The 11,923-nt window shown below is 63.3% G+C and carries 10 protein-coding genes; 5 read left to right on the top strand and 5 right to left on the bottom strand.

The genetic code is table 11. The features are described from left to right. Window positions 1-918, top strand: a 918-nt coding sequence (locus X726_RS139725; protein WP_023673334.1) for an ABC transporter ATP-binding protein, incomplete at its 5' end; no start/stop codon positions are given. Window positions 919-953: 35 nt separating this feature from the next. On the opposite strand, the gene X726_RS139730 is transcribed toward X726_RS139725, so the two are convergent. From X726_RS139730 to ugpB, 4 genes are all read right to left on the bottom strand, one after another. Next, window positions 954-2,015, bottom strand: coding sequence for a sn-glycerol-3-phosphate import ATP-binding protein UgpC (locus X726_RS139730; protein ID WP_023673333.1), 1,062 nt, complete (start codon window positions 2,013-2,015; stop codon window positions 954-956). A gap of 7 nt (window positions 2,016-2,022) precedes the next feature. Then, window positions 2,023-2,871 (bottom strand): sn-glycerol-3-phosphate ABC transporter permease UgpE, encoded by an 849-nt coding sequence (gene ugpE / locus X726_RS139735; protein ID WP_023694018.1) that lies wholly within the window; start codon window positions 2,869-2,871, stop codon window positions 2,023-2,025. Window positions 2,872-2,880: 9 nt separating this feature from the next. Further along, window positions 2,881-3,765, bottom strand: a complete 885-nt coding sequence (gene ugpA / locus X726_RS139740; RefSeq protein ID WP_023685330.1) for a sn-glycerol-3-phosphate ABC transporter permease UgpA — start codon at window positions 3,763-3,765, stop codon at window positions 2,881-2,883. A 70-nt stretch (window positions 3,766-3,835) separates the two neighbouring features. After that, the gene (gene ugpB / locus X726_RS139745; protein ID WP_023673330.1) at window positions 3,836-5,146 is read right to left on the bottom strand and encodes a sn-glycerol-3-phosphate ABC transporter substrate-binding protein UgpB; all 1,311 of its coding nucleotides are present in this window, start codon (window positions 5,144-5,146) and stop codon (window positions 3,836-3,838) included. 474 nt (window positions 5,147-5,620) lie between these two features. On the opposite strand from ugpB, the gene X726_RS139750 reads away from it, so the two are divergent. Next, window positions 5,621-8,068: an EAL domain-containing protein gene (locus X726_RS139750; RefSeq protein ID WP_023673328.1), complete on the top strand. Its 2,448-nt coding sequence runs from the start codon at window positions 5,621-5,623 to the stop codon at window positions 8,066-8,068. Between the two features lie 99 nt (window positions 8,069-8,167). Here the strand turns inward: X726_RS139750 and X726_RS139755 are convergent, their stop codons facing one another. Continuing rightward, a complete protein-coding gene (locus X726_RS139755) occupies window positions 8,168-8,860 on the bottom strand; it encodes a TlpA disulfide reductase family protein (RefSeq protein WP_023673327.1) in 693 nt (230 codons plus the stop codon). Between the two features lie 35 nt (window positions 8,861-8,895). Between X726_RS139755 and argH the strand changes: the two genes are divergently transcribed. From argH to lysA, 3 genes are all read left to right on the top strand, one after another. Next, window positions 8,896-10,296: an argininosuccinate lyase gene (argH, locus tag X726_RS139760; RefSeq protein WP_023673326.1), complete on the top strand. Its 1,401-nt coding sequence runs from the start codon at window positions 8,896-8,898 to the stop codon at window positions 10,294-10,296. Window positions 10,297-10,364: 68 nt separating this feature from the next. Further along, complete coding sequence (locus X726_RS139765) at window positions 10,365-10,571, top strand: hypothetical protein (protein ID WP_023673325.1); 207 nt, start codon at window positions 10,365-10,367, stop codon at window positions 10,569-10,571. Window positions 10,572-10,651: 80 nt separating this feature from the next. Further along, the gene (gene lysA, locus X726_RS139770; RefSeq protein ID WP_023673324.1) at window positions 10,652-11,920 is read left to right on the top strand and encodes a diaminopimelate decarboxylase; all 1,269 of its coding nucleotides are present in this window, start codon (window positions 10,652-10,654) and stop codon (window positions 11,918-11,920) included. Window positions 11,921-11,923: the final 3 nt, after the last annotated feature.

Below are 11,923 nucleotides of genomic sequence, written 5' to 3'. Positions count from 1 at the left end.
GACCAGGGCCGCGTCGTGCTCGACGGCGAGGTGCTGGCCAATGGCGGCCATGCGGTGCCGGCGCACCGCCGCGGCATTGGCCTGGTGGCGCAGGACGGCGCCCTGTTCCCGCATCTCAGCATCGGCGACAATATCGGCTTTGGCATGGCCCGCGGCGAGGACCAGCGCGCCGAGCGCATCGCCGAGCTCGCCTATACCGTCGGGCTCGACAAGGCGATCCTCAAGCGCCGCCCGCACCAGCTCTCCGGCGGCCAGCAGCAGCGCGTGGCGCTGGCCCGCGCCATGGCGATGAAGCCCAGGCTGATGCTTCTCGACGAACCGTTCTCGGCGCTCGACACCGGTCTGCGCGCCTCGATGCGCAAGGCGGTCGCTGAATTGCTGGAAGCCGCCGGGATCACCACCATCCTGGTCACCCACGACCAGGCCGAGGCGCTGTCCTTCGCCAGCCAGGTGGCGGTCATGCGCGACGGAAAGTTCTCTCAGATCGGCACACCGCGAGAACTCTATCTGCAGCCGAAAGACCGCATGGTTGCCGAGTTTCTTGGCGACGCCATCATCTTGCCGGCAAAGATTTCAGGCGGCTTTGCCACCTCTTCGCTCGGCCGCATCGCGGTCGACTCGAAGGAGCGGCTGGATGTCGCCCGCATCATGCTGCGGCCGGAACAGGTGCAGGTGAAGCGCACGTCGCGCGAAGGCATGTCGGGGCCTGTAGGTACGATCTTCGCCGAGGTGACGGATTCGGAGTTCGCCGGCTCGATGTGCACCATTGCGGTGCGGTTGTTGAACAACCCCGATCCGCCCGACGCCGCGGCGATCGGCAGCACACCGCTGACCTTACGCAAGCCGGGTATCGACGCGCCTGCCGTCGGCGAGATCGTGCGCCTGACCGTCTCCGGCAAGGCGCATGTCTTCGCCTGAACTGCCGATGCGTCGGATTGGCGCGAGCGGCTGCGTCAATCGACTCGTTTCCCAGCATTGTCGAACCAATGCAGCTTCTCGGCCCTGGCCACGACGCGCAGTTGATCGCCGGGTTTGGCCGTGGCGCGGCCGGCCACACGCACGACGATGCGGTTGCCGCCGGCGGCACAGTGAAGAAAGCTTTCGGCTCCCACAGGTTCGACCGCCTCGACCGCCGCAGGCAGAATAAGCGCGCCGGATGATGCCTCGGCACTGAAGGTGACGTCGGCATCCTCAGGGCGGAAGCCAAGCGTGGCGGCGTTCGTAGGCGCGAAGTCAACCGTCTTGCCGTCGGTCAGCGCCGGACCAGCCGGTCCTTGCGAAAGAGGCAGAAGGTTCATCGGCGGCGCTCCGATGAAGGAGGCGACGAAGGTCGATGCCGGCTTCTCGTAGATGTCGAGCGGCGCGCCCGTCTGCTCGACCAACCCGCCATTCATGACGACGAGAATATCGGCCAGCGTCATCGCCTCAAGCTGGTCGTGGGTGACGTAGACCGAGGTGACACCGAGCGAGCGCTGCAAATTCTTGATTTCGACCCGCATCTGGCCGCGCAGTTTGGCGTCGAGGTTGGAAAGCGGTTCGTCGAACAGGAAGACTTTTGGATTGCGCACGATTGCGCGACCCATGGCCACGCGCTGGCGCTGGCCGCCGGAAAGCTCGCGCGGGCGCCGGTCGAGCAGCGCCGTGAGCTCCAGCACCTTGGCGGTCGAGCGAACCCTGCTGTCGATCTCGTCCTTGGGAGTACCCCGGTTGCGCAACCCGTAGGCCATGTTGTCGTAGACCTTCATATGCGGATAAAGCGCATAGTTCTGGAACACCATGGCGATGTCGCGCTCGGTCGGACCGATCGTGTTGACGATCTTGCCGTCGATGGCGACGGTGCCGGAAGAAATGGTCTCAAGCCCGGCGATCATCCGCAGCAGCGTGGACTTGCCGCAGCCGGACGGCCCAACCAGCACGCAAAGCTCCTTGTCGGGAATGGCGATCGAGACACCCCTCACCGCCTCGACGCCGCCGGGATAGACTTTCTTCACATCCTTCAGATCGATGGTCGCCATCAGCTTCTCACTTTTCGGTATCGACCAGTCCGCGCACGAACCAGCGTTGCATCAGCACCACGATCAGGATCGGCGGCAGTATGGCCAGCATCGCGGTGACCATGACCAGATGCCATTGGGTATCGGCATCGGCGAAGGAGACCATCTTTCTAAGTGCGATGACGATGGTGTTCATGTCATTGCTGTTGGTGACGAGCAGCGGCCACAGGTACTGCGTCCAGCCATAAATGAAGAGGATGACGAACAGCGCCGCGATGTTGGTGCGCGACAGCGGCAGCAGGATGTCGAAAAAGAATCGCCATGGTCCGGCGCCGTCGACACGCGCCGCTTCCACCAACTCACCTGGGATGGTCATGAAGAACTGGCGAAACAGAAGCGTGGCGGTGGCCGAGGCGATCAGCGGAATGATCAGGCCGGCATAGGTGTCGATCATGCCGAGATCGACCATCACCTTGTAGGTCGGCAGGATGCGCACCTCGACGGGAAGCATCAGGGTGATGAAGATCAGCCAGAAGAAGACCATCCGAAGCGGAAAACGGAAGAACACGATCGCATAGGCCGAAAGGATCGAGATGAAAATCTTCCCCACCGCGATGCCGAGCGCCATGATCGTGGTGTTGAGCAGCAATCGGCCGACACTGACGCCGCCGATGCGGCCGACACCGCCGAACAGCGCCTCGCTGTAATTGTTCCAGACCTGGTCGCCGGGCAAAAGAGGCAATGGCGGCTTGAGGATGGTCTGCAGCGTCTGCGTGGAGGCAACGAAGGTGTAGTAGATCGGGAAAGCGACGATCAGGATGCCCAGGATGAGCACGGCGTGGGCGATGAGGGCGCGAAGCGGGGACTGACCAATCATCGCTCGCGCTCAACCGTAGTGGACTTTGCGTTCCACATAGCGGAACTGGATGGCCGTGAGTGAGATGACGATGACCATCAGGATGACCGACTGCGCGGCCGAATCGCCGAGGATCAAATTGACGAAACCGTCATTGTAGACCTTGTAGACCAGCGTCTCGGTGGCCTTGCCTGGCCCGCCGCCGGTGACGGCATGAACGATACCGAAAGTGTCGAACAGCGCATAGACAGTGTTGACGACCAGCAGGAAGAAGGTCGTCGGTGCGAGCAGCGGGAAGACGATGGTCCAGAAGCGCTTCGTCTCCCCGGCGCCGTCCATGGCCGCCGCCTCTATCAACGTCTTCGGCACCGCCTGCAGCCCGGCGACGAAGAACAGGAAATTGTAGCTGATCTGCTTCCAGGCAGCCGCAGACACCAGCAGGATCATGGCTTGGTTTCCGTTAAGCAAGGGATCCCAGGCGATGCCGAGACCTCTCAAGGCGTAGGCCAGCGAACCGATCGAGGGGTTGAACAGAAACAGCCACAACATGCCGGCAATCGCCGGCGCCACCGCATACGGCCAGATCAGCAGCGTGCGATAAAGGCCTTTGCCGCGCACCACCTTCTCGGCCATGACGGCAAGCAACAGGGCCACACCCATGGCGACCATCGCGGTCGCCAGAGAGAACACCAGCGTAACTTTGATCGAGTTGAGGTAGGCCGGGTCGGCCAGCACCTTGCGAAAATTGGCGAGCCCGACGAACTTGCTCTTCAGCCCGAACGGGTCTTCCCTAAGCATCGACTGGTAGAGCGCCTGCCCGGTCGGCCAGTAGAAAAAGATCAGCGTAATGGCGAGTTGCGGCGCCACCAGCAGGTAAGGCAGGGTCTTGTTGGGAAAGACGACGCGTGGAGACAGGGTGATTCCCTCGCTATTCAGGAAATCGTCCACGCGGGTCCGCGTGGACGAGGTTCAACTGACAATCGCTTCAGTTTCCGATCGCTTCCTGAATCGCCTTGTTGCCGCGTGCGACCGCGTTGTCGAGCGCCTGCTGCGCAGTCTGCTGGCCGGCCAGCATCTTCTCGAACTCCTCATTCTCGATGTCGCGCACCTGCGGCAGGTCGACGAGGCGCACGCCCTTCGAGTTCTCGGTCGGCGCCTTGCCCAGCATCTGCAGGATCGGCGTCTCACGGCCCGGGTTCTTGTCATAGAAGCCGGACTTCTTGGTCGCCTCATAGGCAGCGAGCGTCACCGGCAGATAACCCGACTTCTGATGCAGATACTCCTGCACTTCGGTCTTGGACAGGTAGGAGAAGAACGCCGCGACGCCCTTGTATTCCTCGTCCGATTTGTTGCCGAACACCCACAGGCTGGCGCCGCCCGGCGTGGTGTTCTGGGGCGCGCCCTTGGCGTCACTATCATAGGGAAGCTGGCCGATGCCGTAGTTCATGCCCGACTTGACGATGTCACCGAGACCCCCCGACGATTCGGTGAAGATGCCGCATTCTCCGGCAAGAAAGATCTGCTTGGCTTCGGATGTACGGCCGCCATATTTGAAGGTGCCGTCCTTGGCCAGGTCGGCGAGCGCCTGGAAATGATTGACGAAGATCGGCGCATTGATCTTGAGCTCGACGTCGGTTCCGGCAAGTCCGTTCTGGTTGGTGCCATAGGAAACGTCGTTCCAGGCCGCGAAGGCCTCAAGGTGGATCCAGGTCAACCACGTCGAGGTATAGCCGCAGGAAGCGGCGCCGCTCGCCTTGATCTTCTTGGCGGCTTCCCACACCTCGTTCCAGGTCTTTGGCGGGTTGTTCACATCAAGCCCGGCCTTCTGGAAAATATCCTTGTTGTAGTAGAGGATGGGCGACGAGGAATTATAGGGGAAGGACAGCATGGTCCCGTCCGGCTTCGAATAGTAACCGACGATGCCGGGCAAATACTGGCTCTTGTCGAAGGTCACGCCGGCGCTGGTCAGCACATCGGCCACCGGTTTGATCGCACCTTCGGCTGCCATCATGACGCCGGTACCCACGTCGAACACCTGGATGATGTCGGGCGCTTGCCCCGCACGATAGGCAGCGATGCCGGCATTCAGCGTTTCGGGATAGGTGCCCTTGAAAACAGGGAGAATTTCATAGTCGCTCTGGCTGGCATTGAAATCCTTGGCGATTTTGTCGACCACCTCGGCATTCGCGCCGGTCATGGCATGCCACCAACTGATCTGGGTGGCGGCGAAGGCGGAGGTGGTGGAAAGCAGGGTCAAGGTGGCGGCAACACCGGCCGCAAAGCCGAACAACTTCATGTTTCATCTCCCGTTTGTCATTGGCGAAAGGGGCACTCCCGCAAAGGCAATATGTGTCGCTGATGACAATCGGACAACGGATTTGTTGCTGTTTCGTGAATTTCATACCCGGCTAACTTCGCGCCCCCTCGCTCTGCAACGAGGACACAGAGAAATGCCAAGCCGGCTCAGCGATACATGGGCGCGGTGGGCCTGCGACGATCGCCGACCGCCGGCGATGCATGAAGGGCCCCCGTGACAGCGCCACGCACCTGTACCATGCGGCCGCCATACCGGCGCTCGGCCAGATCGAGATCGGTAGAGCGGCATCGCGCCAAGCGCTGCTGTGACCCTGTCTGGAATGAGACAGGATCGCCGCAAGGTACAACCCGAAAAACCCGCTGTAGTTGTAGTTCGCATAACCGATTCTTCGTCAAGCGCGACATACTAATCAAGTGGACGGCTTGATTGCTGTCAGAGAGCAGGTGGGGCGAGATGCTGACGGTCTATAATTGTATCGTGCATGAGCACGATCTGAGACTGGTCGCACTGGCAGCGCTCATTTGCGGTATTTCTTCCTTCTCGGCGGTCAACCTGCTTCGCCATGTCGACCGCTCGAGCGAGCGCAACCGCTATACCTGGCTGATGATAGCAGCCACTTCCACCGGCTTCGGTATCTGGGCGACGCACTTCATCGCAATGCTTGCCTTTTCTCCCGGAATCCCCAACGCCTACAATACGGAAATGTCGGCGCTTTCGCTCGCCGGTTCCGTCGCCCTGACCGCCGCGGGCATGTGGATCGCCACCTTGCGCCGGGGCATCGACTACCCTCTGGTCGGCGGCGCGGTCCTCGGCGCTGGTATCGCCGCCATGCACTATATCGGCATGGCCGCCTTCGAGGTCGAAGGGCGCATCGTCTGGAACCCGCTGCTGGTCGGCGTCTCGGTGCTGGCAGGCGTCACCCTCGCCGCGCTGGCGCTGCTGGTCGTGTTGCGACGGCCGTCCATGCAGGCCACAATCGCCGCCGCCATCCTGTTGACGCTGGCGATCTGCAGCCTGCACTTCATCGCCATGGGCGCGGTGTCGATCTTCCCGGACTCCTCCATCGAGATATCGCAGTTCACGGTCGAACCGGTGTCGCAGGCCTTCGCCGCCGCTGCAGTCAGCATGGCTATCCTGGTGCTTTCAGCCGCAGCATTGTGGATCGACCTTCGCTTCCGGCGTCACAAGCTCGAGGCCGAGCGCATGCACGGCCTCGCCAACGCCGCCATCGAGGGGCTGATCGTCTGCGACGGCGCCCGCATCGTCAGCGCCAATGACAGCATCGCCGCGCTAACCGGCATTGCGCCGGAAGTGCTGAACGCGATGCTGCTTGGCGACCTCTTCGGCGAACGCACCGCGGCCGGCATGTCCGACTGCAGCGGACAGGCACAGGAAGCCGAACTCAGAGCCCATGACGGCGCCACCATCCCAGTCGAACTTATCGCCAGAAGCATCGACTATTGCGGCAAGCGGCACAGCGTGGTCGCCGTGCGCGACATCCGCGAACGCAGGAAGGCCGAGCAGGAGATCCTGCGCCTCGCCCATTTCGACCCGCTGACCGGGCTCCCCAACCGCCGCAGTTTCTCCGGCCGGCTCGAGGCCGAAATTGCCGCAATGGACCGCGGCGGCAAGGGTGGGCATCTTGCGCTGCTGCTGCTCGACCTCGACCGCTTCAAGGAAGTGAACGACCTGTTCGGGCATGGCGCCGGCGATGCCATGCTGCAGAAGGTGGCGCTATGCGCCTCCGCCGTGCTCCGCCACGGACAGATGCTGGCGCGTCTCGGCGGCGACGAGTTCGCCATCATCGCTCCGAACCTTCCCGATCCGCAGGCGGCCGGCCGCATCGCCGAGGCGGTGCTGGCGGCCATGCGCGAGGAAAACCGGCTGTCGGTCGGTGGCGGGCTGGTGTCGGCCAGCATCGGCATTGCACTTTATCCGCTCGACGCCGATGAGCCGACACTCCTGGTCAGCCACGCCGACACCGCGCTCTACCGCGCCAAGGCCGAGGGCAAGGACACCTACCGTTACTTCGAGGCCTCGATGGGCGCCGAGGCGCGAGACCGGCGCGTGATGGAGCACGAACTGCGCCAGGCCATGGCGCGCGATGAGTTTCGCCTCGTCTACCAGCCACAAAAGGAGATCAGCAGCGGGCGGATGGTCGGGTTCGAAGCGCTGATCCGCTGGCGCCATCCGCAGCGCGGCGACGTGTCGCCGGCGACCTTCATCCCGGTGGCCGAAGACAGCGGCGTCATCATCCAGATCGGCGAATGGGTGCTGGCGACGGCCTGCGCCGAGGCTGCGCGCTGGAAGAACCCTCTCACCGTAGCGGTCAATGTCTCGGCGGTGCAGCTCCACAATCCGAATTTCAGCCGCAAGGTGCATGAAGTCCTGCTCGGCTCCGGCCTGACGCCCGGCAGGCTCGAACTCGAGATCACCGAAACGGCGCTGGTCAAGGACATGCCGCGCGCGCTGGCGACCTTGCGCCAGGTGAAGGCGCTTGGCGTGCGTGTGGCGATGGACGATTTCGGCACCGGCTACTCCTCGCTGTCCAATCTCCGCGCCTTCCCCTTCGACAAGATCAAGATCGACGGCTCATTCATCAAATCAGTCGACAGCAACGGCCAGGTGGCAGCCATCGTGCGCGCGGTTCTGGGGCTTGGCCGCGGTCTCGGCCTGCCGGTTCTGGCCGAGGGCGTCGAGACGCTGGGCGAGCTGAAATTCCTCGACGCCGAGGCCTGCGAGATTGGCCAGGGCTACTATCTAGGCCGGCCGAGCCCGATCGAGGCGTTCAGCGAACTGACCGGCGTCGCGGCGCCGGCGGCACACGACGACGCCAGCGTCAAACAACGCGGCGGCAGCATCTTGATGCTGCCGCCGGCGGCGGCCCTGCGCTCAGCCTAGAGCAATTTCAGGAAAAGTGTGAAACGGTTTTCCGTCCGAAATTGCGTCGAAACAAAAAAGTTAGCGCGGGTAGCCGTTTCGATGAAACGGTGAACCGCTCTAAGGGGCGAGTGCGGCCTCGACCAAGCGCTTGGCATCCGGTCCCGACCATTCGGCCGGTCCGTTCATATGCGCGATCAGGCAGCCTTCGCCGTCGATCAGCATGGTGACGGGGAGGCCTAGCGCCAAGCCACGCGTCTTGACGTCGTTGAACAGCGCCAGCGTCGAATCGCGGTAGTAGCCGAGCGACCCGATGCCGATATCGGCTAGGAACTTCTTGGGCTTCACATCGTCGCCGGCATCGACATTGACCGCGACCACTTCGAAGGCATCGCTGCCCTTTTCCTTCTGCAGCGTATCGAGCGCCGGCATTTCGGCGCGGCAGGGCGCGCACCACGTCGCCCACAGGTTGAGCAGCACGGTCTTGCCGACATGATCGGCGAGCGTCATCGGCTTGCCGTCTGGGCCGTTGAAGGCGAGGCTTTTCAGCGATTGCGGCGGATCGGCGGGCAGCAATGCCGCCACCTGGCCGGTGGCTGCGGCGGCAACCTTTTTGGCGCGGTCGCTCTTGGCGGCGCAGGCGACGTCGTCCTTGCTGTTGCCCGCGCCGGCCGCAGGTGCGCTGCCGGTGGCTGCGTTGTTGCCAGACCCGCTCTCGCTGACATATACCGCGACCGCGCCGGCCAGCACGCCCGCCAGCAAAGCGGCGAGGATCAGGCGCGGGGCCGGGAAGTATCTGTTACCGTCTGCCATTTTTCTAAGACTGCTCCGGAGCACGGGTTATAGCGATGAGCGACAAGAAGGCCAGCAACCAGATGTGGGGCGGACGTTTTGCCTCGGGTCCGGCCGCGATCATGGAAGCGATCAACGCGTCGATCTCGTTCGACCGCAAACTTTATGCGCAAGACATAAGAGGTTCGGTCGCCCACAGCGAGATGTTGGCTGAAACGGGCATTATTTCGGCGGCCGATCAAGAAAAGATTGCTCACGGGCTGAACACGATCCTGAAAGAGATCGAGGCCGGCACGTTCGAGTTCTCGACCCGGCTGGAAGACATTCACATGAACATCGAGGCCCGCCTCGCCGATCTGATCGGCCCGGCCGCCGGCCGCCTGCACACGGCGCGGTCACGCAACGACCAGGTGGCGGTGGATCTCCGGCTCTGGGTCAAGGACGAGTGCTTTCGGGTCGCCGAGGCGCTGAAGGGGCTGATCTCAGCCTTGCTCGATCGCGCCGAGGAGCATGCGGCGACCGTGATGCCCGGCTTCACCCACATGCAGGCGGCGCAGCCGGTGACCTTCGGCCACCATTGCATGGCCTATGTCGAGATGTTTTCGCGCGACCTGTCGCGCGTCCGCGACGCCATCGAGCGGATGGATGAAAGCCCGCTCGGCGCGGCAGCGCTTGCCGGCACCAGTTTTCCGATCGATCGCCACAAGACCGCCAAGGCGCTCGGCTTCCGCGAGCCGATGCGCAATTCGTTGGACAGCGTCTCCGACCGCGATTTCGCGCTGGAGTTTTTGAGCCTGGTGGCGATCTCCGCCACGCATCTGTCGCGGCTCGCCGAAGAAATCATCATCTGGTCGACGCCGCAATTCGGCTTTGTCAGGCTGTCGGACAGTTTCTCCACCGGCTCCTCGATCATGCCGCAGAAGAAGAACCCGGACGCCGCCGAACTGGTGCGCGGCAAGACCGGCCGCGTCACCGGCCATCTCGTCGGGCTGCTGACGGTGATGAAGGGCATGCCGCTGACCTATGGCAAGGACATGCAGGAAGACAAGGAATCCGTCTTCGACGCCGCCGAGACGCTCGATCTGATGCTGGCGGCGATGACCGGCATGGTGCGCGACATGACGGTCAATGCCGCCGCCATGAAGAAGGCCGCCAGCTCGGGCCACGCGACCGCGACCGACCTCGCCGACTGGCTGGTGCGAACGCTGGGCCTGCCCTTCCGTGAGGCACACCATGTCACCGGCCGCGCGGTGGCGTTGGCCGAAGAGAAGAAGGTGAGCCTTGAAAAGCTGTCGCTGGAGGATCTGCAGTCGATCAACCCCGGCATCACGGCAGACATCTTCTCGGTTCTGGCGGTGCAGAATTCGGTGAAGAGCCGCACCAGTTTCGGCGGCACCGCGCCGTCGGAGGTCAGGAAGCAGATCCGCAGCTGGAAAAAGCGCATCGCCAAGGCATGATGCCGGGGTGCAATGCGCCTAAAACTCGGTTAAAAGCGCAGCACATAAAGTTTCGGACGGATGGATCGATGACCGCAAGCAGGATTTTGGTGACGCTGACGCTGCTGACGGCGATGGCTGCCGTGACCGCTTGCGGCCGTAAGGCCGGTCTCGACACGCCCTATGAAGCGGCCGTCCAGGCCCGCAAGGACGCCGAGCGCGCCAAACAGCCGGTGCCGCCGGAGCCGGAAAAACCGGTCGTGGACAAGAAGTTCATCCTCGACCCGCTGATCTAGAGCCGATGAGACCGGCTTGGTCTTTCTGGCCAGGTCTCGTGCTAACCAGGTCTCGTGCTCCAACTTCCGGAAACACTCTCGTGAACCATTTCGATTACCGCGACGGCGTGCTCCATGCCGAGAACGTGGCGATACCAGACATCGCCGCAAGCGTCGGCACGCCGTTCTATTGTTATTCGACGGCAACCTTGACGAGGCACTACCGGGTGTTCGCCGGGGCCTTTGCCGGGCTCGACACGCTGGTCTGTTACGCCTTGAAGGCGAATTCCAACCAGGCGGTGCTGCGAACGCTGGCAAAGCTCGGCGCCGGCGCCGACACCGTCTCGGAAGGCGAAATGCGCCGCGCGCTCGCCGCCGGCATCCCGGCCAGCAAGATCGTATTCTCGGGCGTCGGCAAGACCGCGCGCGAGATGGATTTCGCGCTCGAGGCCGGCATTCTCTGTTTCAATGTCGAATCCGAGCCGGAGCTTGAATTGCTGTCGGCCCGCGCCACCGCGCTCGGCAAGGTGGCGCCGGTGTCGCTGCGCATCAACCCGGATGTCGACGCCAGGACGCACAGGAAGATCTCCACCGGCAAGGCCGAGAACAAGTTCGGCATTCCCTGGCAACGGGCGCGCCAGGTCTATGCCCGCGCGGCCGGTTTGCCGGGCACCAAGCCCATCGGCATCGATACCCATATCGGCAGCCAGATCACCGAGTTGCAGCCCTTTGACGATGCTTTCGCGCTTCTGGCGGAACTGGTCGGCGCGCTGCGCGCCGATGGCCACGCCGTCGAGCATGTCGATCTCGGCGGCGGCCTCGGCATCCCCTACCGCACCGACAACAGCCCGCCGCCTCTGCCCGATGCCTATGCCGAGATCGTCAGGAAGCACCTGACAAAGCTTGGAGTGAAGGTGATGTTCGAGCCGGGCCGGCTGATCGTCGGCAATGCCGGCATCCTGGTCTCGGAAGCGATCTTCGTGAAGGAAGGCGACGCCAAGAACTTCCTCGTCGTCGACGCCGCCATGAACGATCTGATCCGGCCGACGCTCTACGATGCCTTCCACGACATCAAGCCGGTGGTGCAGCCGCCGGCCGACACGCCGCGCATGGCGGTCGACGTCGTCGGCCCGGTCTGCGAGACCGGCGACTATCTCGGCCTCGACCGTGACCTGCCCCGGCTCAAGTCTGGCGACCTCATTGCCGTCACCACCGCCGGCGCCTATGGCGCGGTGCAATCCGGCACCTACAACACCCGCCTACTTGTGCCTGAGGTTCTGGTCGACGGCGACCGTTTCCATGTCGTACGCCGGCGCCAGACCTATGACGAGCTTATCGGCCTGGATTCGGTGCCCGACTGGCTTGCATAGGAG

The sequence above is a fragment of the Mesorhizobium sp. LSJC285A00 genome, assembly GCF_000503155.1.
Taxonomy (GTDB): domain Bacteria; phylum Pseudomonadota; class Alphaproteobacteria; order Rhizobiales; family Rhizobiaceae; genus Mesorhizobium.
This window is presented reverse-complemented; position numbering and strand designations above follow the sequence as displayed.